This window comes from Paenibacillus psychroresistens, assembly GCF_009728935.1.
Lineage (GTDB): Bacteria > Bacillota > Bacilli > Paenibacillales > NBRC-103111 > Paenibacillus_AC > Paenibacillus_AC psychroresistens.
In genome coordinates, this window is the sequence record NZ_CP034235.1 from 2,270,418 (window position 1) to 2,293,742 (window position 23,325).

17 protein-coding genes are annotated in these 23,325 nt (G+C 44.5%); 16 read left to right on the plus strand and 1 reads right to left on the minus strand.

Annotated elements, in window-relative coordinates; genetic code table 11:
• Position 1 precedes the first annotated feature (1 nt).
• From EHS13_RS10105 to EHS13_RS10160, 12 genes are all read left to right on the plus strand, one after another.
• Entirely contained in the window at positions 2-2,749 is a 2,748-nt protein-coding gene (locus EHS13_RS10105; RefSeq protein ID WP_155700220.1) for a DUF7402 domain-containing protein, read from the plus strand.
• A gap of 25 nt (positions 2,750-2,774) precedes the next feature.
• A complete protein-coding gene (locus EHS13_RS10110) occupies positions 2,775-6,335 on the plus strand; it encodes a carbohydrate binding domain-containing protein (RefSeq protein WP_155700221.1) in 3,561 nt (1,186 codons plus the stop codon).
• 463 nt (positions 6,336-6,798) lie between these two features.
• Complete coding sequence (locus tag EHS13_RS10115; RefSeq protein WP_405083555.1) at positions 6,799-7,734, plus strand: amidohydrolase family protein; 936 nt, start codon at positions 6,799-6,801, stop codon at positions 7,732-7,734.
• Positions 7,731-8,081: a Rieske (2Fe-2S) protein gene (locus EHS13_RS10120; protein ID WP_155700223.1), complete on the plus strand. Its 351-nt coding sequence runs from the start codon at positions 7,731-7,733 to the stop codon at positions 8,079-8,081. Before EHS13_RS10115 ends, EHS13_RS10120 begins: the two co-directional genes overlap by 4 nt.
• 143 nt (positions 8,082-8,224) lie before the next feature.
• Positions 8,225-9,277, plus strand: a complete 1,053-nt coding sequence (locus EHS13_RS10125; protein ID WP_155700224.1) for a Gfo/Idh/MocA family protein — start codon at positions 8,225-8,227, stop codon at positions 9,275-9,277.
• 42 nt (positions 9,278-9,319) lie between these two features.
• On the plus strand, positions 9,320-10,483 hold the full coding sequence (nagA, locus tag EHS13_RS10130) for an N-acetylglucosamine-6-phosphate deacetylase (protein WP_155700225.1): 1,164 nt from the start codon (positions 9,320-9,322) through the stop codon (positions 10,481-10,483).
• A 27-nt stretch (positions 10,484-10,510) separates the two neighbouring features.
• Positions 10,511-11,476, plus strand: a complete 966-nt coding sequence (locus tag EHS13_RS10135; RefSeq protein ID WP_227014010.1) for a Gfo/Idh/MocA family protein — start codon at positions 10,511-10,513, stop codon at positions 11,474-11,476.
• Between the two features lie 12 nt (positions 11,477-11,488).
• Positions 11,489-12,490 (plus strand): Gfo/Idh/MocA family protein, encoded by a 1,002-nt coding sequence (locus tag EHS13_RS10140; RefSeq protein WP_155700227.1) that lies wholly within the window; start codon positions 11,489-11,491, stop codon positions 12,488-12,490.
• Positions 12,491-13,648, plus strand: a complete 1,158-nt coding sequence (gene solA / locus EHS13_RS10145; RefSeq protein ID WP_155700228.1) for an N-methyl-L-tryptophan oxidase — start codon at positions 12,491-12,493, stop codon at positions 13,646-13,648.
• A gap of 5 nt (positions 13,649-13,653) precedes the next feature.
• Positions 13,654-15,843: a hypothetical protein gene (locus EHS13_RS10150; protein ID WP_155700229.1), complete on the plus strand. Its 2,190-nt coding sequence runs from the start codon at positions 13,654-13,656 to the stop codon at positions 15,841-15,843.
• Positions 15,840-16,772 (plus strand): nucleoside hydrolase, encoded by a 933-nt coding sequence (locus EHS13_RS10155; RefSeq protein ID WP_162463051.1) that lies wholly within the window; start codon positions 15,840-15,842, stop codon positions 16,770-16,772. Before EHS13_RS10150 ends, EHS13_RS10155 begins: the two co-directional genes overlap by 4 nt.
• A 30-nt stretch (positions 16,773-16,802) precedes the next feature.
• Positions 16,803-17,852, plus strand: a complete 1,050-nt coding sequence (locus EHS13_RS10160; RefSeq protein WP_155700231.1) for a LacI family DNA-binding transcriptional regulator — start codon at positions 16,803-16,805, stop codon at positions 17,850-17,852.
• A gap of 91 nt (positions 17,853-17,943) precedes the next feature.
• Here the strand turns inward: EHS13_RS10160 and EHS13_RS10165 are convergent, their stop codons facing one another.
• A complete protein-coding gene (locus EHS13_RS10165) occupies positions 17,944-18,786 on the minus strand; it encodes a helix-turn-helix domain-containing protein (protein ID WP_162463052.1) in 843 nt (280 codons plus the stop codon).
• Positions 18,787-19,101: 315 nt separating this feature from the next.
• Here EHS13_RS10165 and EHS13_RS10170 point away from each other — a divergent pair, with 315 nt between their 5' ends.
• From EHS13_RS10170 to EHS13_RS10185, 4 genes are all read left to right on the plus strand, one after another.
• A complete protein-coding gene (locus EHS13_RS10170; RefSeq protein ID WP_155700233.1) occupies positions 19,102-20,181 on the plus strand; it encodes a Gfo/Idh/MocA family protein in 1,080 nt (359 codons plus the stop codon).
• 42 nt (positions 20,182-20,223) lie between these two features.
• Positions 20,224-21,192, plus strand: a complete 969-nt coding sequence (locus EHS13_RS10175) for a zinc-binding dehydrogenase (RefSeq protein ID WP_162463053.1) — start codon at positions 20,224-20,226, stop codon at positions 21,190-21,192.
• 53 nt (positions 21,193-21,245) lie between these two features.
• Complete coding sequence (locus EHS13_RS10180; RefSeq protein WP_155700235.1) at positions 21,246-22,232, plus strand: zinc-dependent alcohol dehydrogenase; 987 nt, start codon at positions 21,246-21,248, stop codon at positions 22,230-22,232.
• A gap of 129 nt (positions 22,233-22,361) precedes the next feature.
• Positions 22,362-23,309 carry an ABC transporter permease gene (locus tag EHS13_RS10185; protein WP_227013878.1) on the plus strand — a complete coding sequence of 316 codons (948 nt, stop codon included), beginning with the start codon at positions 22,362-22,364 and terminating at the stop codon, positions 23,307-23,309.
• Positions 23,310-23,325 lie beyond the last annotated feature (16 nt).

The window sequence follows — 23,325 nt, forward strand, 5'->3', positions numbered from 1 at the left end:
ATTGAAACAGATATCTCGGTCTTATAAGGTTTGGTTAACAATCATACCTTGCTTTGTGTTGCTTTTTGGGACCTTTTCGCCAGATCAACGAGCTTTTGCAAACGCTACCACCTATTATGTGAACAATCAATCAGGCTCAAATTGCAACGACACAGGTGCAGGCACCTCAACTAGTGCCCCTTGGTGTACATTTAATCGAGTTAATGCAATGACCTTCGGTGCTGGTGATAAAATTCTGTTGGCTCGAGGGGCTACATGGAATCAGGAAATGGTTATAGCAGGCTCTGGCACGTCAGTAAGTTATGCTGAAATTGGTGCTTATGGTTCAGGCAACCGTCCCAAAATTATTCGCAACGGGGCAACCTTTGACAAAGGCATCAAAATTGTCAATCCTTCTTATTGGAAAATCAGCTCACTTGAAGTAGCCAATGCCAGTGTAGGGATTTATGTGTATTTCAATACCAAATCTCATGATAGCCTTAGCTTTAATGATATCTATGTGCATGACATGCGGGGTGTTTGGGCGGCTCAGACCATTGCTTATCCATCCAATGGCAATCATTCGTCATCCACGGATGATCCAACTGCTACAAGCGACCGGATTTTTATGTCCTCGGGTATTCTTTTCACAACCTCTGGTTTTTCATTTACAAGTGTTGAATATGCGGTTCGTAATGTTTCGATTACAAACCTGGAAGGCACACATAACGTGGACAGCCTTTCCGTGGATTCTTATAACGGATATAACTCATCGGACGGCGGAGACGGCAACAATTTATTCCAAAATTTCACGATGAGCAATCTATATTTTCATGATGATGATGGACATGCAGGAGTTGCTTATCAGAATGCAGGATTAGGGTGCAGCGACTCACTGAGGTTATCGGGCGTTAGCAACTCAATCGTGATGAATTCAGTGTTGAAAAATGTGGCGGGCTGTCATACCTCTGCGGGTACAGCGGCTATTTTCCTAGGACGCGCATCTAACATCAAGCTTATTAACAATATTATTACAGATACTGCCGATACGAATTCATACGATCAAACGGCAGTCGATCATGAGTATCTAACGAATAACATTCAGTTTATCGGCAACTATATTGGCCGCAATGCTGGGCCAGGTGTTGAATACTTAAATATTAACTCAGGCATGGGGGTAGCCGACCACAGCACCAATGAGGTTGAAAACGGCAACACATTCGAAGGTAATGGATTGCACAATAAAGCTGGAACACCGCAGGTTGGCGCAGGCTCGATCTTCCAGCATGGTTCGACTGCAGTCACATCAGGCAGCCTAACGAACAATTTCTATAATGAAGGCTCATTACCTTTTTTATCGGGTGATAACATTAGCCAAATTACAGCAACTAACAACATAAATGCCAACAGCGGCCTATATAATGCGATGAATGGCTTTTCAAGCACACAAGGCAGTGGCGCTTGGACCTATCAATATAAACCGAGCGGTGGCAGCTGGAGCAATTTACCTTACTATAATGCTGCTGAACGAAATTGGTATCAGGATACGGTTAATCCATCCAATCAGAAGGTATCCGTATCCGAGCTGCATCCTGGCACTTGCGCAGCCTGTGATGTTGCACGCGTTTGGACGGCACCGAGTGCAGGTACAATTAGCATCCGCGGCCATTTGCTAAAAACGGATATCGGCGGCGGTGACGGTGTATTAGCTCGAATCACAAAGAATGGCTCCCGCATATGGCCAGCAAGTGCAGATCAGACGATCACATACAATGATCAGAGCGGTGTAGATTCAAACTTGGATAACCTCATAGTTGCAGCTGGGGATCTCATTCGGTTCGAAGTAGGCAGCAACAGTACCAATTCGAACGACACCACAAGTTGGGCTCCTTCAATTGCGTATACTTCAGCAAACAGCGGCAGCAGTAATCTTGCACCAAGCGCAACGGTATCCGTTTCCACCCAATATAGTTCATCCTATGCGGGTACGAAGGCTGTTGATGGCGTAATTGGCCAAGCCGATGTGGGTGAATGGGCTTCAAATGGACAAACCACACCATGGATTCAGTTAAATTGGAGCACTTCGCAAACCTTGAATTCCGTTAAGCTGTATGATCGGCCCAATTCGACGGATACCATTTCGGCAGGGACATTGACCTTTAGTGATAGCACTTTAGTAAGTGTTGGCGCACTTCCGAACAATGGGACAGCACTAGTCGTCTCATTTCCAAGCAAAAATGTAACCTGGATGAAGTTTACTGTCACGACAGGTGCTGGGAGTAACGTTGGCTTGTCTGAGATAGAAGCATATGCAACAGCAGTTGCACCTGCACTAGTAAATGCTGGTTTTGAATTGCCAAGCACAAGCACTTATATCTACGGACCCATGACGAATGGATGGACTTTTGACAGCTTGACAGGCGTGCAGCATAGTGGAAGCGCCTTTGGTGCTACGGCTCCAGAAGGGGTGCAATGTGCGTTAATTCAATATGGTGGCCAAATTACGCAAACGGTTAATTTTAGCAGTGCAGGGTCATATCGAATAGCCTTCCAGGCTGCTAAAAGAACTAACTTTGGAGGTCAGCAGTCCTTTGATGTATATGTGGACTCTACAAATGTTGGAAGTTATACGCCAGCTACAGCAACTTTCTCTGCATACAACTCAAGCAATTTTACCGTAAGCGCAGGCACACATACGATTAAATTCGTGGGTACAACAACAAGCGATAATACAGCATTCGTGGATGACGTAAAAGTAATTATGAATTAATTCATTCAACTGGAGGGAGAGAATTATGAAAACTCAATTATTTACTAATTTCAAACGTATACTTTTTCTTGTTCTAATTGGATTATGTGCTCCTTTGGCGGTTCATCTATCTCAGGCTAATGCTACTTATGATATAGGAGCTATTTATTTCACGGATTGGAATCCTGAATTAAACGTTACAATGACAACTCTTACTCAGAAACGTTTTTATAGAAGTAATGACCCTTACGGCGGGATAAAAGATATGCTGACTGCGCCAGGTCCATTCGCTTTTGGTCCGATTCCAGACCGCGAGCCGATTGATGGCTGGTATGACGACCGTCAGCAAGCAGTTATGGATCAGCATATACTTGAAGCAGCTAGCCGAGGCTTGAATCATTTTACTTTTTATTGGTTTTGGAATATTTGGGGAGGCGGACAAGCAAATCCTGGCCAACAGGCACTAACCAATTTTACCAATTCACCTCATAAAAACTTACTTAAATTCGATCTTATGTATGTCGATAGCGGAGATTACCCGGCCAGTGATTGGAACTCAAAAATCGTGCCCTCTATCGTCAATTTCATGAGAGATGGTCAGTATGACAAGACAGCCAGCGGTAAACCTTACTTCCATTTCTTTTCGATCAATACATTCAAGAGCAGAATGGGCGGCAGCAGCGGGTTAAGCACGGCGATCACTCAACTGAGGAATGCAATTACTGCAGCAGGCATGCAAACACCATTCATTACCTCTGATAATTCACCTAATTCATCGGATACGGCTGATGGGATCGATGGTTTTATGCCGCTTAACAGTAATGATAACGGCACAGGCTATTCCGCGCCGCTGTTAGGAAATGGGGCTTCACAATTTAACCCGAATCCATGGCGCGGCACGGGATATCCGGGCTGGGCAAACGGAACCCAATATGCGATTGATTATGGGATTACGGAGCCTGTTAAACCAGATAACTTCAGATCAGGAGTACTTGCTTCTGCCAAATATTTATTAGACACGAAAACATCCTCCAATGGATATGCTTCATTCTATTCATGGAATGAAACCGGAGAAGGCGGCATGCTGCAGCCGGATACCTTATACGGGTATGGATTTCTTAATGCCATCCAAGACGTATTTGGTCTAAGCAACTCAGCTTACAAATCTTATATATCTAGTCATGGATTAACAGATCTAGATCCAGGCGTCCGTTTGGAATTTGCCCCGGATCATCCGACTAGGGTACAAGGTGATACAGTCGTTGTCAGCGGAAAAATTACGAATAAAACGAGTTCAGCGATTACGGGCAATGCATCCATTGCAGTACCAAGCGGGTGGACGGTAACTAGCTCGAGTGGAACATCCTATTCGGGATTGGCAGTTGGCGCTTCACAGAATATTTCCTTTACTGTGACGGTAGGGAGTGGCAGCTTATGGAATAAAAATAATTTGACGGTAACTGCTACATATGGCGGCTCCAGCTCGATTCAGTTTTCTACCTTTGTGGTACTAGCGCAGCCGCTTAATGGTGTTATTATGCCTGCTGTTAACTACTTAACGACTAGTGGAGGGACGGAAGATCTACCCGTTCGGATCCGTAATTACACAGCAAGCACTTCACTTAGCGGTACTTATGCAATTACTGTTCCATCTGGTTGGAGTGTATCAGGGGGCGGCAGCGGATCTTTTACCAGTCTATCAGGCGGTTCATGGACAAACTTGTCGGGTATTCATACACTGACTGTTCCGTCTGGGACGGCAGCAGGAGACTATGATGTTAAACTCACAGTCACTCAAGGATCCAATACGTATATAAGCATTAATAAAGTACGGATAGTGAATCCGGGTGATTTTAGCTGGGAAAGCGACGGCAATGCAAACGGTTGGAGCGGCGGCAACAATGTGTTGAACAATATTTATGACATGGTCGGCACGAACAATGATCCTTCCATTGCCTCACCTAACAATCTTGGGCTTAGCGCATCAAGCAATCCATTCGTTTCAATTGGCATGCAGAATATGTCCGCTGACACCAATGCTCAAATTTATTTTACAACAACAGCAGATCCAAATTATTCAGAATCCAAGTCGCTTAAATTTCAGGTATCTGCTGGTGACTTGCTTTTGAAAAACTACGTGCTCAATATGAGCGCTAACACTTTATGGACAGGGACCATTAAGCAGGTTCGAATCGATCCCATAACCACTCCGGGTGTTGTCAAATTCGAGCATGTCTATATCAATGGCAATGGCGACCTTGCCTATCATGTACCCGTAACGCCAAGTGACGATTACGGTTCACCAGGCAATGAAGCAGGCCGAGCTGTTGACGGTACTGTAGGCATCAATTCTCGGTGGATTTCTGGAAACGCGACGGGTACGCATTGGCTGCAATTGGATTTGACAGCTCCATATGCTGTAAACCGCTGGACCGTTTCGCATTCCGGTGCTGTCGGTGATTGCACTTGTTACAATACAAGGGATTACAAGCTGCAGTATTATAATGGTTCGAGCTGGCAGGACGCGGATACAGTAGCAAGCAATACAGCAAATTCAACGGACAGAACATTCACAGCAATAACGGCGCAAGCTTGGCGGTTATACATTACTAATCCGAATCAAAGCATGGACAACCTTGCCCGAATTGGCGAAATTCAATTGTTCGGCAACTATCCCACAACTGCATCGACGGGAACTGGTGGAACTGAAATTCTTGGTAATGCCAGCTTTGAAAGTGGTACTAGTGGATGGGTTACTTCACAATTATCCATAGGTACGGTTAATACCCCTTTACCAGTTGACGGCAGCAATATTCTCCAAGCATCCAGCCGTACTCAGGTTGATTCATGGGTAGGCCAATATATTGGGAGTGCCTTGAACTCTCAAGGGCAGGGTACCTATAATATATCGGCATGGGTAAGATCGGCTTCCGGTTCCAAGAATGATACACGTGTAACCATCGCAATATATTATGGCGGTGCATGGCATGAATTTAGTATGACAGGCACAATTAACAATACGGGTTGGACCGAAATATCTGGAGTCATCGACGCGAATTGGACGGGAACATTGGCTAATACAGATGCTGTATTTCTTATTCGCCAGAATAATGATATAACCAACTATTATGTAGATAAAATTTCCATGATGAAAACGACAAACGTTTTACAAAACCCAAGCTTTGAGAGTGGGACAACAAGCTGGACGACAGCCTCATTAACTGCTAGTCAAGTAAGCACTCCTGCACCAATGAATGGCAGCTATGTTGCTCAAGCGGGAAGCCGGACACAAGTCGATTCCTGGATTGGCCAGCATATGACAAGCTACTTGTCTACCAGCGGGCAGGGAACCTACAATATATCAGCTTGGGTGCGTTCCGCTTCGGGTACTAAGAATGATACGCGTATTACCATTGCACTTTATTATGGCGGCGCATGGCATGAGTCCACAATTACCGGCACAATTAATGACACAGGCTGGACGTTAATGACCGGAACAGTGAATGTAGCTTGGACTGGCACATTGGATGATGCTGTATTCTTAGTCAGACAGAATAACGATACAACTACCTTTTATGTGGACGATTGTATTTTAGCGAAAAAATAAGCTGCCTATTTAAGAGAGCAGAGTCAAGCAGCCTTAGTTCATTATCATCGGACTGAGGTTGCTTTTTTTTAGAAAAAAATAAATCAAAAGCAGGTTGTCATTTTTTTTTTATAGTAATATAAATTATTATCTTCGGTATGATGCGCTTTTTTTATTGTCTTTTGTAAACGTTATCAAATTTATTCATGATAACAAGAGTTTATGATATAGTACAAGCAGGGAAATAACTCATCTTTAAAATGAAGCTTTATAAATAGAGAGTTGTTGACCGATGTTCTTAATAAAAGAAATTACTGCGAGGAGGTCATTAATTGTGTCTGAAGTACTGGGTTTGATAGATACGGATATTCACAATGAAGTCAGGAATCAAGAACAAATATTGCCCTATTTGGCTGAAGTGTGGCACAGGCAATGGCTGCAAGCCGGAACGTCAATAGGTATGCCATTCTATTCACCGGTAGGTGTGCTGAGGAGAGACGCAGTCCCCGAAGATGGGGGCACGCCTGGAAGCGATCCTTCTATGATCATCAAGGAGCACATGGATTTATACGGATTTGATTATGGGATTCTGAACTGGGGACGAGCAATTGAGATGTCGATTCACCCGGATCCCGATTACGCCAATGTGGTAGTTTCCGCACATAACGATTTACTCGCGGATGTTTGGTTAAAGACGGATCCGCGGTTTAGAGGGTCAATTGTGATCAATCATTCGGATCCTGAAGCTACCGCTAAAGAAATTAACCGCATGGCCGGCCATCCAGGTTTCGTTCAAGTGATCATGTGCAGTGCTGCGCGGCTGCCGTTCGGCCAACGTTATTATCATCCGATCTACGAAGCTGCTGAACGAAACGGACTGCCGGTGGCTATCCATCCAGGAACTGAAGGAAGAGGGATCTCAGGCGCGCCGACACCTTCCGGATATCCGACACGATATATGGAATGGCATAACATTTTACCTACTAACTACATGACGCACGTGAACAGTCTGGTCTGCGAAGGCGTATTTGAAAAATTTCCGAAATTGAAGTTTGTAGGCATAGAGGGCGGAATCAGTTGGCTGCCTCACTTGATGTGGCGAATGGACAAGAATTATAAGGCGATGCGAGCGTCTGCCCCTTGGTTGAAGAGATTACCATCTGAGTATATCAAGGAACATTTTTATTTCACTACTCAACCAATTGAAGAGCCCGGGAACAAGCAATATCTAGAGCAGATCATCGAGATGAGTGGCATGGAAGACAATATCATGTACTCTAGCGACTATCCCCATTGGGATTTTGACAATCCAAAGGTCGTGATGGCCTCATTTTCTAAAAGAATCCGTTCGAAGATTATGGCAGAAAACGCGATGAACCTATACAAATTAAAGAAAGAGCCATTGGAGGCTTTTGAATGACAACTCACTTTGTAGCTCATGTTGATCAAATAGAAGAGGGCAAACCTATTATTATTGAAGTCCAAGGTAGATCAGTAGGAGTGTATTCGATAAACGGAGAGTATTACGCTTTGCACAACTATTGCCCGCATGCAGGAGCTCCAATATGCAAAGGCTTGGTGGTCGGAACCGCTCTGCCATCCGAGGTATATGAATATGAGTTCGGGCGTCTGGGAGAAATCGTCCGTTGTCCTTGGCACGGTTGGGAATTCGAGATCAAGACAGGGTTGGCTCTTCATGATCCTAACGTGAGAGTAAAGAGTTATCCAGTCGTTGTGGAAAATGGGGAAATAGGAGTTGTCTTTTAGAGGAACAATTACTGGAAAGTTCCTTGAAATTTGAGTTTTTAGTTAGTTTTGTCAAAACGTTTTTACAACAATTAAATGTAGATAAAACGCAGTGATGATACAACAAAATTCAGAAAAAAAATCTATGTTAGAGGTGACTATGAATGCGTAAAGTTAGAGTGGGAATCGTTGGGATTGGCATGATCGCTCATATGTTTCATATTCCGAAATATCAGAATCATCCCCAGGTGGAGTTGGTTGCAGTAGCGGATATCGATTTGGAGCGTGCCCAGAAAGTTGCGGGAGAATTAGGGAACATTGAGGCATACGGCTCAGCACAAGAAATGTTTGCGAATGCACAGCTGGATGCGGTGAGTATTGCTACGTTTAATGAAAGCCATGTTGAGCTTGCGATAGCAGCATTGGAGTATGGGCTTGATGTGCTTGTCGAAAAACCGATGGCGGTATCTTCTGATCAAGCCAAACTCCTTCGTGAGAAGGCGCTTGCAAGCGACCGGATCGTAATGGTCGGTATGAGCAGCAGATTCCGTTACGATTGCCGCGCATTGCATGGAATTGCCGCCAATGGTGAGCTCGGCGATATTTATTATGCGAAAGCCCGTATTCTGCGGCGCCGCGGCGTTCCATTTGGTTGGTTTACGAATATGGCTCAGTCCGGCGGTGGCCCTATGATGGATATCGGGGTGCATGCACTTGATGCCGCTTGGTGGATGATGGGACAGCCGGAGCCAGATCAAGTTATGGGCAAGCTATTTCGCAAGGTGGCTCCTTATCAAACGGAAGGCGTTGGCTTTTATGCGGCAATGTCCATAGACAATAAAGAAAATCCTGTCTATGACGTGGAAGACTTGGGAACAGCTTATATTACATTCAAGAACGGTGCAGTTCTGACAATTGAAGCAAGCTGGGCTGTTAATGGCAGTGAAGATGACGCTATGAAAATAGATTTATACGGGACAAAAGGCGGGGCGAGTCTGGATCCGTTTACGTTTTTCAAGGAAAGTGATCGAATTCCGGTCTCATACGACATGAAGGTGCAAAGCAACGACTATTATCAGGAAGAGATCAATCATTTCATTGATTGCGTTCTACAGCGAAAGCAGCCAGTTTGCGATGCTGCGCAAGGGACTGAGATCGTCAAGCTGCTTGAAGCGATCCGAATCTCCTCAGAAACGAATTCGGCAGTTAAGCTATAAAAGCTAGCGCTGTTAGCTTTTACGATTAGGAGGAAGTAGTAAATGACAAGGGCATCGTCAGTCTATATAAACGGAACGTTTTATACGGAAACAGGGATTGTGGAAAATGGCCGCATGCAGGTTAATGCGGATGGTAAAATTGAAGCCATTGGTTCAGCAAGGGAAGTCTCTTTACCGCAATCGCCTGAATACATAGTGGATTTGGCTGGTCACAAGGTCATTCCTGGGATGATCGATGTTCACGTTCATGGCGGAAATGGGTTTGATGTGATGAAGCCGACGTATGCCAATTTAGACGGAATGAGCCGTTTCCATGCTGAACATGGCACGACCTCCTTCTTGGCCACGACAGGAGCTGGAACAAAAGAGCAAGTGTTCACTGCTTTAAACAATATATATGAAGCTTATTCAGCTGGGCTCACAGGAGCGGAACTTTTAGGCGTACATTTGGAAGGCCCTTACCTGAGCCCTAAACGAAAAGGCGCCTTTATGACAGAGCACTTACGGGTGCCTGACTTGGCCGAAATGCAAGCTTATCTTGATGTCTCGGGAAATATAATTAAGCTAGTCACATTGGCACCTGAAATAAAAAGCGGGTTCGAGCTGGCTGCCTATCTACTCAATCGCGGCATTCAGGTTTCAATTGGCCACTCTGATGCCACCTATGATGAGGTAGCGAAAGCAGTCGAGCTTGGCTGCTTGCATTCAACCCATCATTTTAACGGCATGCGCCCGTTTCATCATCGGGAACCAGGCGTGGCAGGGGCAGGACTGATCATTCCGGAGTTTGTTGTCGAGCTAATAGCCGACGGAATCCATGTGCACCCTGCGGGTGTTAGGCTGTTGTTTGCCGTCAAAACTCCGCAGAATGTATGCGTCGTTACAGACGCAGTGGCATACGCGGGTTTGCCTGACGGAATCTACGAAGAATCTACAGTTATGGATGGCATTATTCACCTGACAGGTACGGATACACTCGCCGGGAGCTCGTTGACAATGATTCAGGCCTTGCGAAATGTCATCACCTTCACAGGGCTTCCATTGGAAACCATTCTACCGTCCTTTACAATAGTGCCGGCCCGAAAAAGCGGTGTCGAGCAACGCAAAGGCTCGCTAGCTGTAGGGAAGGACGCCGATTTTATCCTATTAGATGACGAGCTTCACATTCATGACACTTACATTAAGGGTTTGTCCATCAACGCGTAGAGGTGATATAACATGCTAAAGGTTGCAATGGTAGGAGCCGGAATAATGGGAACGTTACATGCGCGGGCTTACTCGCGTATTCAAGGAGCTAAGCTGATTGGGATCGTTGATTCGCTTCAGGGAGCTGCTGACAAATTGGCGAATGTATGGGGAGTTGCTTGTTACCCGACGCTTGAAGAAATGCTGGCAGCGGAAGATTCGGACGTCATCGATATTTGCTTGCCAACTCATCAACAGAAGGAACATGTTTTGCAGGCAGCTGCGAAGGGGAAACACGTATTTTGTGAAAAGCTGATCGTTGGTTCGAAGCAGGACGCACTAGAGATGATTGAGGCGTGCAGCAAGGCAGGCGTGAAGTTTATGGTTAGTCATGTACAGCGCTTCTTCCCGGATTATTTAAAGGCTAAATTGTTGGTTGATCAAATGAAGCTAGGCAAGGTTGGTACTGTCCGAATGCAACGGGAAATTAGTTTGCAGGATGTTAGTGAGGATTGGTATCGCGCCTATGTTAATTTTGGAGATGAAATCCTAGATTCTATACGGCATGACATAGATTGGCTGATCTGGACGTTTGGCTATGTGGAACGGGTTTACGCAAAAGGAAGACTGGGCAAAGAAGGTTTAAACACAGACCACTTGTTTGTCTCGCTGCGAATGAAGAACGGAGTCATCGCTCATATTAGCGGAGGCAGAGGGTTAGCGACTGGCTTTAGATCTTTTTTGGAAGTGGCTGGCCGTGGTGGACTAATGACGATGGAAAATGATGAAGCCTCAATGCCGATCATGAATACGTTCAAAACGGAAAATGGAATCGAATATCGCAATGAAAGTCCACTGGGTGTTAGTCCGTATCAGCTGGAGCTCCAGCATTTCATAGATTGTATTGTAAATGGCCAAGAACCAATGATTAGCGGATATGACGTGCTTCGGACACTGGATGTCATCTTGGCTGTACAACATTCGCTTGAAACCGGGAAAGCCATTACGTTGTAAGGGGGAAGGAACATGAAAATCGGAATTATCAGCTTTGCCCATATGCATGCATGGTCTTATGCTCATTGCATTATCCACAATCCACTTGCGGAATTGATCGGAATTGCCGACGAAGATGTCATCAGAGGCAAGCGATTGGCTGAAGAATTCGGTACGCAATGGCATGCGAATTATAACGACCTGCTGGCACTTGATCTCGATGCGGTTATCATTTGCTCGGAGAATTCCAAGCATGCAGAAATTTCGGTTGCTGCAGCTAAAGCAGGTAAACATATTTTATGTGAAAAGCCGATTGCTACTACGATCGAAGAAGGTCTTGCGATGATCCACGCGGCTGAAGCGAACAATGTGAAGCTGATGATCGCCTTCCCGTGCCGCTACCACGATGTAGCCATTCGCATGAAGGAGCAAGTAACAAACGGCGAGTTTGGGGAAATTATTGCTATTAATGGAACGAACCGCGGTACGATGCCGGGCGGCTGGTTTATCGAACAAGAGCTGTCTGGTGGCGGAGCGATCATGGATCATACTGTACACGTGCTTGACGTCATGCGCTGGTTGATGCCAGGCTCGGAAGTCAAGGAAGTATATGCAGAAGCGGATACGTTATTCCACGATATCGACGCGGATGACTCCGGGTTGCTGACGTTCGAATTCGATAACGGAGTTATCGCATCGTTGGACCCATCCTGGTCGAAGTCGAAATCTTTTCCAACTTGGGGCGATCTGACGATCGAAATCATCGGAACGAAAGGCAGCAGCCGGATTGACCTCTATAAGCAGGCGATCACACTTCATAGTGACGATACTATGAAAACGACGCATGAATTTTGGTGCGCGGATGCGGATCAGGGTTTAATCGACAGTTTTATCGATTGCGTTGTCCATGACTTGCCTTCGCCTATAACAGGTTGGGATGGTCTTCGGGCGATGGAAGTCGCGTTATATGCTTATAGATCTTCCAAGGAAAAGCAGCCTTTAATCATTGCTAGAACAGAAAGGCGGTCGAAATAGATGCAGGAATATGATGTTATCGTGGTTGGCGCTGGTGCAATGGGGATGTCAGCTGGGTACTATTTGGCAGGAAAGGGATGTCGGACGCTATTAATCGATGCGGACAATCCACCTCACCGCAACGGGACACATCATGGTGAAACACGAATCATTCGTCATGCCTATGGCGAGGGTCGTGAATATACGCCAATGGCGCTTCGGGCGCAGGCTCTATGGGGCGAGCTCGAGGATGAAACCAACCGGAAGCTGTTCCTCCAGACAGGGTTTCTTCAAACAGGAGAGCCAGGTTCACAAATGCTTACGGAGATGATGGATAGCGCTGAAGAGCACAAATTGCCGGTTGAGATTCTGGATGCAGCGGAGATGAGCCGTCGATGGCCGGGGGTCACATTCCCAGAAAAGATGATCGGCTGTTACGAAGCAGACAGCGGAATCATGCTCTGTGAGGAATGTATTAAAGCGTTCCGCGAATCAGCAATCCTTAAAGGAGCTGAGCTGAAGGTTATGACGCCAGTCACGGACATCCGACCTGATAGAGAAGGCGTAACGGTAATAACGTCGGAAGCGACTTATCGAGCGAAAGCGGTCATCGTCACCGCAGGGAAGTTCGCAGGCGGATTGTTAAGCCAAATCGGTCTCACCCCACCGCTTGATCCAATCCGTAAGGCCGTTGGTTGGTTCGGAACAGAGACAGACGAATACGATTCCACGAGCTTTCCAGCTTTCTTGTTCGATTTGCCGGAAGGCGTTTATTATGGCTTTCCTTCTATCGACGGTTCCGGAGTTAAGGTTGGACGCCACGATGGTGAGCATCGCCCGGCGCCAGCAGAGAAAGCTCTGCCGGAATTTGGCGCTTACCCAGATGATGAATTTGATCTTAAACAATATATGCAGCAATACATGCCGCAAGCAGCCAAAGTGCTGCTGAAAGGCTCCTCCTGCACTTATACCATGACGCCAGACGAGCATTTTATCATAGATCGTCATCCGGATTATCCGCATGTTGTCATTGGCGCTGGGTTTTCAGGTCACGGCTTTAAGTTTGCTAGTGTCATCGGAGAAATACTGTCCCAGCTGGCGACGGGCGAACAACCGAGATTTGATCTCAAGCTCTTTTCACTTAAACGATTCCAAAAACTCTCAACGAAAGAAGGCTGAATGATATGGAACGGGGCATATATTTTGACGGATGGTATCGCGATGAGCATTGTTATCACCCTAGTCTGCCGATGCGTAGAACGCAAATGGTTGAGGATTTAGTGGATTATGAAGCGACTTTGCTTGTTTGGTCAGCGCTGGGAGGCGGTGTTGTATCACTTCCTTATCTCGAAGAAGAGGCTTACGGTGATGTTTCCCCACGACTGCGTATGTATGGCTACATGAATGATAAAGAGTTCATCCGAGAATGCGGCAAGCACGGAATAAAAGTTTTTGGCGTCGTTTTTGAAGTGCAGGGCTGGTCGTTTCCGGCTGAAATTAGCGAAGATGAGACTGAGCTGCTCAGCCTCAACATCATGCGCGGCGAAGGCAAGAAAGTGACTTACGGATTGCGGGAGTTCAGTCAAGATAAGTATCCAAAGCTGTTCAAAAAAAGCTTCCGCGATTATTTTCCGGAAGGGCTTGTGAACAGTGATGGCGAGCAAGTCACCGATATATGGGAAGATTGCGCCGCTCGTAAACTGGATGGAACAGCTGTTCACGCACAGTGGGTCGAAATCGTTGGACATGAGCAGCAATGTTATCAGATGTGCCGGAACAACCAAGTATGGCGTGCCTACCTGAAGAAGATCATTGAAATCCAAATCGACGCAGGCGTACATGGAGTCCATCTCGATGAATGCGAGCTGCCGATTACCGCGATTGGGTATGGCGGATGTTTTTGCAAAGATTGCATGAAGCAATTCAACGTATATTTAATCGACCGTCAAGTTAAAGGTGACCTGCCTTCAGAGCTCCAGCAGATGAATTTATCAGCTTTCCATTACGGCAATTACTTGAATTCCCTCAATGCCCCTTTTCCTGGTAAGAAATCGGAGACACCTTTCTTTACGGAGTACTTTCAATTTCAAATGAAAATTATGACGGGTTATTTCAAAGAGCTGACCGATCATATCCGCGAATATGGACGTTCCCAGGGCAGAGAAGTTCTTGTCTCAGGAAACTTTTTTCATGTGATGCATCAATACATGCCGCTTCAGGCTGAGGTCGATATCATCGCTACAGAAATGCGCAACACGCTGTATCGCCAAGCTTACTGGTACCGTTATGCCAATGGTTTCGCTAACGGCAAGCCGATGACTGTGGTCGAGAATCCATACGGAGGAATCGTGCCTGAGCTGCTTGAAAATCTGCGTGCAGGCAGAATGGCTGAGCAATTCCAGCTTATGCTGCTTGAAGCGACTACATTTGGCTGCAATCTTTCCGTCCCCTATGGTGGATGGATGGGCAATACCATTCGCGATGCATTCTATGCGCCAAAAGAACCGACTCAAGCTGTGCAGCAATTTTTAAAAAAGCAGGATCATCTCCTTTCTGATCGCTCAGGCGCTGAGATTGTCGTCAATTACAGCTATCCAAGCTATTATTCTCGCGAGAACGATGCAGTCGAGCATGACCCGAACCAAGCGACCATGCTTTCCTCTACAATCAACAAAGACGTCGTTATGCCGTTTTGGGACATTATTAAGGAAATGAGCAAGCAGCACGTTCCTTTTGATGTTATCATCTCTGACGACGGCGATCTGTTTCAAGACGAATTTACGCTTTCCAGCCTGCAGAAATATAAATGTTTGGTTTTGCCCGACAATAATAAAATGACAGTCAAACAACTCGGCACCATACTTGAGTACTTGAACAAGGGGGGGAGAGTTGTTGTTTACGGTCGGTTGGCCGATGAGATGGGAGACCCGGAATTAGCGGCGCAAATTATCGCACACCCCGGTACAGCTCAATGCAATCTAGAGGAAAAACTATTTGGTTTCGTCAGCTCGATCCGTAATGTGCTGCCTGATGCCAAGTATCAGATAGAAATCGATGGCCGACCGGACATCGGAATCAATCCACATCGTCTGCTGAATGGTGGCAATACGGTACACCTAGTTAACTATCAGTTCGACCGCGAACAAGATCGTGTTATCCCGCTTGACAATGTCACATTCCGTTTTCGGACAGAAGTGACTGTAATTGGCGTAAAACTTCACACGATTACAGATGAGAAGCTCGAACCGTTATGGAGCTATTCTGATGGTTACTTGACAGTCACAATAGAATCGATGCCTTTGTACGTGTTGGTTGAATGCATAACAGGAAATACTGCTGGCAAAGAGACAGACAGCGAGGAGGCAGGTGCATGAGAAAGGTAGATCCTAGTCGGATCATTATCGACACAGATATCGGTGGGGATCCCGATGATGCGACAGCGATTACGCTTGCAGCTGTGTCACCGGAGCTATACATTGAAGGAATAACAACGGTATACTCTGATGTCCGGTATCATGCCCGCCGCGTCGCCAAGCTGCTTAAGCTTGCTGGCATTCGTCCGATCCCCATTTATTACGAACTGTCCCAATCCTTACTGCGCAATCGCGAAATAGGCTGGATTACCGAAGCGGATACAGAGGACGATGGAGGGGACGGCGACATGCTGGATGGCGGCCCTACGCCGGCAAGTGCAGGCCATGCTGTCGAGTTCATCATCCGGACGATAATGGAAAATCCCGGTGAAATAACGTTAATTGGCATTGGTCCATTAACCAACATAGCAGCTGCAATTATTATGGAGCCACGGCTAATCAGCCATGTAAAAGAGATCGTCCTCATGGGCGGGGTAATTCGCCTTGGAAGCAATGGAGCGGATCTTCAACCGATTGAGTACAACATCCAATGCGACCCAGAAGCGGCATCGGTTGTCTTTTCATCCGGGGGACCGATTGTAATGGTGGGATTGGATGTCACCAGTAAGGTAATGATCACACGTGAGCACTGTAAAAGACTAATCGCCAGCGTCAAGCCTTCGAATATTGCCTTGGCTGACGTAATCGAACGTTGGTTAGTGCGCATTGGAGAGAATACAACGGCCATGCACGATCCGTTGGCTGTAGCTGTTGTGCTAGATCGATCTTTAGTGACAACCTTACGAATGTCGGTGGAGGTCGGATACGACCATCGTAACGGTACGGGGCAGACAATTGCGAGATCAGACCCTGCAGGAAGCGTGGATGTCTGCATCGATGTGGATGCACCGCGTTTTTTGGAATTATTATTCGGCAGATTATGCGAGTAGGAATGAATCCTATTTCCCAGAGAAGATGTGATGATCATAAAAACTACCATAAAAGATGTGGCCAAAAAAGCGGGCGTCTCGATCTCAACCGTTTCCAGAGTCATCAATGGCATGGATCGAGTCAGCAAGAGTACGACGAAGAAGGTGCAGCTGGCAGTCGAGACGCTAAATTTCTATCCGGACCATGTGGCACGAGCCATGATCAACAAGAAAACACAAACAATTGGCCTAATCGTTCCGCAGCTATCCAATGAATATTGGGCATTGATGTCGGAAGTCATTCAGAATCAATTATGGTTAAACGGCTATACAACCTTGATAAGCTCAACGGATAACGAGACGGACAAGGAAAATGCCTATCTGAAAATGTATATCGAGCGTCGGGTTGACGGCATTATCTATTGTGCCCCTTCCCAGCATCTTTCTGGTGATCAGCAACAGATGGACATGCTTAAGCGTTCCGGTGTTCCAATCGTTACACTGGACCCGAGCGTAGTTGGAATCAGCTGCGTCACGGGGGATCATCTGCTCGGTTCATTTAATGCAGTCGAACATTTAATTCAATTAGGGCATCGCAATATAGCCTATATTGGGGGACCTGTCGTTTCAATTGAACGAGAATTCGGTTACCGCAAAGCCATGATGATGCACAGGCTGAATTTGAACGAGGCACTAATTTTAACCGTGAACGGTCAGACTCCCAAAGAGGGCTATAGGGCACTTCAGCAGCTTCTTGCATCCGGAGAAAAGTTCGATGCCCTGTTCTGCGGAAATGACATGCTGGCTTTCGGAGCGATTAAAGCACTAGAAGAGGCGAATATTCGAGTGCCTGAAGACGTGGCAGTGGTGGGTTACGATGACATTCAGTCTGCCAGCCTTTTTAAGCCTACGCTTACAACTGTGAGGCAGCCCATATCTGATATTGGTAAAGAACTTATCGGTCTGCTGCTTCAATGCATGGATCAAGAAGTAGGAAACCGGACACCGCGTAAAATCGTCGTTCCTACAGAGCTTATTGTTCGAGAGAGTTCAGGAGTAGGAAAACAAGATGAAACGTTTTTCTTCCATGAAGAACGCTAAGCGGAATAGATTATGATTTAAAACAGCCTTCGAAACCGCTTAATAAGGGGTTTTGAAGGCTGCTTTATTTTAGTGTTGAGATACCAATTGTTTATTCGGGTATGGCAACTTTTCTGTTTAGTTTACGGTATTTTGAGGGAGAGACATGAAATTTCTTTTTAAACAAGTGATAAAAGTGGCTAAGATTCTCGAAGCCTGAATCAAGGCAAACGACTAGAATATCATCGTCTGTATAAGTCATTAAGTTAACAGCGTAATTCAGTCTGAAATCATTGACCCACTGAGTGGGTGTTTTTTCATAATATTTTTTAATCATCCGGCAAAGGTACTCAGGACTTTTGGAGCTAAGCTCATGAAGTCTGGGAAGGCCTGCTATAAAATTCTCTGTTTTTTTCATATCTTGATTTAAATTTTCGAGCCATTCTGGGATAGAAGATTGAATATCCTGATGGCGCTCGGAATAATAATTTATAAAAATTTCCGCCAACAAGGCTCTTAATTCGGTTTTCTTTTCTTGTTTTAATTCATTAGGAATGGTTGCAAGCATTTGAAATCTTGAAATCATTTGATTAATTTCTATTCTTGAGAGAATAGTATAAGGTGGAGTTTTCGAATTTAGTAGTTTTTCTATATAAAATCCTTTCCCAAGATATTGGTATAAAGCTTCCAAAGTGACTTTAGGAAATGCTAAATTTAGCAGCTGGCAATCTTTAATTCCATGCTTTTCATAGTAGTGGACATCGTCAGGGCGAATAAAAACCAATGATCCTTCGGTTATCAATTCTCTAGTTCCATTAATTATATGATATACATTTCCTTCTGTAATCAAGAACAACTCAAAAAAATCATGGTCATGCTCTCCGGTAATGCTTTTTAAAGATTTATGATAGAAAAAATGCGCTTCCGTTTCTGGATCAATTAAATCCTTCTCCATTAGTCTGATCATGTAAGGAGCTCCTTATGATAGAGTTTAAGTTATATCAATATAGCACAAAAATAATATCGATTAAACAGAAGATTTTAATTGGGAAAAACTTTATATTAAGACCATATTAATAATGTTAGTTAAACTAATTTGAATATCATTGGAGGTTGACTAAATTAAATGCTTTTTTTGAGTAGCATTTAGCGAGAATAGGTAGCTAGATTTGACAAGTATGACGCTATGTTGTAAGGTTTTTGATTCCTAGAATTCCTTTTTTATTTGGAAGCGCTTAATGCGACATTAACTATACGAGGAGAGATAAATATGAAAAAATTAAAAGTAGGGGTTATTGGATTAGGGGAAGTAGCACAAATTATTCACTTGCCTATCTTGAAATCTTTAAGCGATCGTTATGAGATTGCAGCATTATGTGACATTTCACCTTCGTTGCTTAAAACGATGGGTCAGCATTATAATGTAAGCAATCTGTACACAGATGCTGTGGAGCTTGCTCAGCAGGATGACTTGGATGCTGTATTTGTGCTGAATAGCGACGAATATCATGCAGAATGCGCTATCGCTGCTGCTAAGAATAAAAAACATATTTTAATTGAAAAACCAATGACCTTGACCGAGTCAGACGCAGATGCTCTAATTCGTGCTAGAGATGAATCTGGAGTTCAAGTGATGGTAGGGTACATGAGACGATATGCTCCTACTTTTACTAAAGCAGTCGAAGACCTTAAAAGCCTTGGAGATCTTCAATATGCTAGAATTCGAGCTATCATCGGCCCCAATAGATTAATTATCGACCAATCCAGTGAAGTATATCGTTTTGATGATTTGCCAAAAGAAGCGATCGAAGACCGTTCAAGACGGGCTAAGATGATGGTGGACGAAGTGCTTGGCAATGCGCCTCAGCAAGTAAAGAACTCCTATCGATTACTATGCGGTTTGAACAGCCATGATCTTTCCGCAATGCGCGAATTGATAGGTATGCCTAAACGAGTCATCTCTGCATCACATTGGAATAATGGCTATTATATAACAGCTACGTTTGAATTCGACGGTTTTAACGCTACATTCGAGACAGGTGTAGATGACCAGCTAAGATTCGATGCTCATATCGAACTGTTCGGTAAATCGAAACAAATGAAGATTCAATACGGGACACCTTACATTAAGAGTCTCCCTATTACCCTGCATATTACAGAAACGGTTGGCGAAGCCTTTGAGGAGTCTGTTGTTCGGGCAAACTACAAGGACGCATATGTTGTAGAGCTAGAGACTTTTTATGATGTAGCAACCAAAGGCATTGCACCAAAAACAACACCAGAAGACTTTAAAGAGGACCTGGTTTTATTCAAAATGATTTGTGATGCCTTGTTGAAAAATTATGAATGATTATATTTAGTAAGTAAATCTATGAATAAGAGGATGATTCTTATGAGTATGAAAGCCAGTATAATCACAGGACCAGAGAAAAGTGAGATTGTAGAGATTGCCATCCCATCAATTAGTGCTGAAGAAGTATTAATTCGGATAAAGGTTTGCGGTGTTTGCGCATCTGAATTGCATTCTTGGTTGGAAGGCGGATACGGAAGGCGCCCAATCTTAGGTCATGAGCCGGTAGGAATCATAGAAAAAGTTGGAAGCCAGGTACAAGGCTTTGAGGTCGGAGATCGGGTTACCGGGTTAATTCAGAACGCGTTTGCCCATTATGCTAAAGTAAATTATCGATTGATTGTTAAAGTTCCAGAAGTACTAGATGATCTCGAAGCATTAGGGGAACCGCTGTCCTGTTTAATGAGCGGTGCAGATCGTACACCCGTATCGCCGGGTGACGATGTCGCTGTCATCGGCGCAGGTTTTATGGGGTTAGGATTTCTTCAGCTCATGGCTTTGAAGGGTGCAGGACGAATCATAGCCGTCGATATGCGAGAAGAAAGCCTTGAGCATGCAAAGCGTTTTGGTGCGGATGAGGTTTATACGCCTCAAAATGTAAAGCCGGAATATAAAGTAACAGAATGGCGCCATATGGATCAAGGTATTAAAGGTATGGATGTTTCCGTTGATGCGACAGGCTCACAAGGTGGATTACAGCTGGCTGGCGAAATGACTGGAGTTCATGGCGTGCTTTCTGTAGTCGGTTTCCATCAAGGTAATGGCGGGTTGCGCAATGTTAATATGGAACTTTGGAATTGGAAAGCAATTACCGTTATCAACGCACATGAGCGCCGGGACGCTGTTCATATTAAACAAATGGAAGCGGGACTAAAATTAATTGCCAACAAAAAGCTTAATATGAAAGACCTTATCACACACGTATATAACCTAGATGAAATAGATAAAGCTTACGATGCAATTAAATCTAAACCTGCAGGTTTTATTAAATCTGTCATTAAAATGGACTAATCGTTTAAAGGTAGCATCAATATAATACAATTTAGCGAAGGGTAGGAAAGGCAATGAAAAAAGCGGCAATAGTAGGAGAACGAAAAGCAGCATTAGTAGAAGCGCCTATTCCAGAGATACCCGTTGGAGGAGTACTTGTTCAAGTTCGAGTGGCACCTATGTGCGCGGAATATAAAGGATTCATATCTGGTCAACTAAATGATTATCTAGGTCATGAAGCTGCAGGCATTATCGTTGAATCACTATCTCCGATGTATCAGGCTGGAGATCGTGTCGTATTAATGCCATTGTCATCCTGCGGCTTATGCCGTTTCTGTGAGTCAGGAGATTACATTCATTGTGAGAAAAACCCAATGAGTGATGCTTCAATTGCTCAATTTGTAGCTAAACCTGCTTTGCTTGCACGACGTATTCCGGATGATGTTTCTTTTGAGAAGGCTTCCCTGGCTTGCTGTGCATTAGGTCCATCCTTCGGGGCATTTCAAGCGCTTGGAGCCAGTGTTTTTGACACTATATTGATTACAGGTCTTGGACCCGTTGGTTTGGGGGCCGTAGCCAATGCCAAATATCTGGGTGCTCGTGTCATTGCAGTGGATACAAACCCGTATCGAATTCAATTGGCCAAAGAATTAGGCGCTGATGTAGTGCTCGATCCTACGGATTCAGAGATCCATACGTTGATACGCAGCTTGTGTAATGGCGAAGGTCCTGATGGGGCGGTAGAATGTTCAGGAGCCCCAGCTGCCCATCGACTTTGTATTGATGTGGTGCGCCGTAAGGGATGGGTAACTTTTGTCGGGGAAAGCCACACAGAGACACCAATCGTCATTAGTAGAGACTTAATTCGCAAAGGGCTCCGTCTTATTGGATCTTGGCATTATAATTTGAATGATTTTCCCAAGTTAATGCAGGTGATTCAACATTCTACTGTCATCGATAAATTAATTACACATGTATTTCCAATGAGTCAAATTCAGGAGGCATTCGAAACTTCAGCATCACAGCAAAATGCTAAAATATTAATTAAGCCTTGGGAATGACAAAATAGGGTGATTAATAAAATGTTGTCAATATACTACAAAACAGATGTCAATAAAACAGAAGAACTTTCAACAAAAAGGGCTTATATTTAATTCTAAGATAGTAATTGCTCAGAGGAGGTCTCAATATTGAAAGCGATTGCAGGTAAATCTAGAAATTACTCAACCCGGTCTCATAAAAATTGGAGACTGATGAAAAAACACTGGCAATTTTATTTAATAGTCGCACTTCCAGTTCTGTATATTATCATTTTTAAATACCTCCCTATTGTGGGAATGCAAATGGCCTTTAGAGATTACAATGTCAGGGATGGCTTGTGGGGTAGTGATTGGGTTGGAATGCAATATTTTATCAGCTTTTTTAACTCTCCTATCTTTTGGGATATTGTTGGTAATACATTAGCAATAAGTATTGCTACGCTTATCTTTACATTCCCGACACCGATAATATTAGCAATAATTGTGAATGAAATTCGTGATGGTGCCTTTAAGAAATTAAGTCAAACCATTACATTAGCTCCGCATTTTATTTCCGTTATTGTTATGGCTGGGATGATAATCTTGTTCCTAAATCCAACCAACGGGATGTTCTCCAGATTTTTTGAATTATTCGGCATGGACCCTGTTAATTTTTTAGCGAGTGCTACCAGCTTTAAATTTGTTTATGCCTTGTCCGAGGTGTGGCAGAATACTGGATATGCTTCTATTATTTACTTGGCTGCATTGGCTGGAATAAATCCAGAGTTATATGAGGCTGCTAGGATGGATGGGGCTTCAAGATTGAAGAAGATTATTCATATTGATATTCCCGGGATTGCGCTTGTTATCACAATACTCTTGATTTTGCAGATTGGAGAGTTAACCGCTATTGGTTTTGAGAAGATATTATTGCTGCAAAATCCGATAAATCTGCCAGGCTCTCAGGTAATCGCAACATATGTATATCAAGTAGGGCTTGTAAATGCCAATTATAGCTTTGGTACGGCCATAGGACTGTTCAATTCTGTTGTTAATTTCATTTTATTAATTTCGGTAAATTGGATTGCTCGTAGATTTTCGGGTAACAGCTTATGGTAATCTCTGCTCCGAAAGG

What these genes read in the sequence shown, in the direction of transcription:
- EHS13_RS10110 (WP_155700221.1), top strand. Translation starts at nt 2,775, where the DNA reads ATGAAAACTCAATTATTTACTAATTTCAAACGTATACTTTTTCTTGTT.
- EHS13_RS10120 (WP_155700223.1), top strand. Translation starts at nt 7,731, where the DNA reads ATGACAACTCACTTTGTAGCTCATGTTGATCAAATAGAAGAGGGCAAA.
- EHS13_RS10125 (WP_155700224.1), top strand. Translation starts at nt 8,225, where the DNA reads ATGCGTAAAGTTAGAGTGGGAATCGTTGGGATTGGCATGATCGCTCAT.
- nagA (WP_155700225.1), top strand. Translation starts at nt 9,320, where the DNA reads ATGACAAGGGCATCGTCAGTCTATATAAACGGAACGTTTTATACGGAA.
- EHS13_RS10135 (WP_227014010.1), top strand. Translation starts at nt 10,511, where the DNA reads ATGGTAGGAGCCGGAATAATGGGAACGTTACATGCGCGGGCTTACTCG.
- EHS13_RS10140 (WP_155700227.1), top strand. Translation starts at nt 11,489, where the DNA reads ATGAAAATCGGAATTATCAGCTTTGCCCATATGCATGCATGGTCTTAT.
- solA (WP_155700228.1), top strand. Translation starts at nt 12,491, where the DNA reads ATGCAGGAATATGATGTTATCGTGGTTGGCGCTGGTGCAATGGGGATG.
- EHS13_RS10150 (WP_155700229.1), top strand. Translation starts at nt 13,654, where the DNA reads ATGGAACGGGGCATATATTTTGACGGATGGTATCGCGATGAGCATTGT.
- EHS13_RS10155 (WP_162463051.1), top strand. Translation starts at nt 15,840, where the DNA reads ATGAGAAAGGTAGATCCTAGTCGGATCATTATCGACACAGATATCGGT.
- EHS13_RS10160 (WP_155700231.1), top strand. Translation starts at nt 16,803, where the DNA reads ATGATCATAAAAACTACCATAAAAGATGTGGCCAAAAAAGCGGGCGTC.
- EHS13_RS10165 (WP_162463052.1), bottom strand. Translation starts at nt 18,786, where the DNA reads ATGGAGAAGGATTTAATTGATCCAGAAACGGAAGCGCATTTTTTCTAT.
- EHS13_RS10170 (WP_155700233.1), top strand. Translation starts at nt 19,102, where the DNA reads ATGAAAAAATTAAAAGTAGGGGTTATTGGATTAGGGGAAGTAGCACAA.
- EHS13_RS10175 (WP_162463053.1), top strand. Translation starts at nt 20,224, where the DNA reads ATGAGTATGAAAGCCAGTATAATCACAGGACCAGAGAAAAGTGAGATT.
- EHS13_RS10180 (WP_155700235.1), top strand. Translation starts at nt 21,246, where the DNA reads ATGAAAAAAGCGGCAATAGTAGGAGAACGAAAAGCAGCATTAGTAGAA.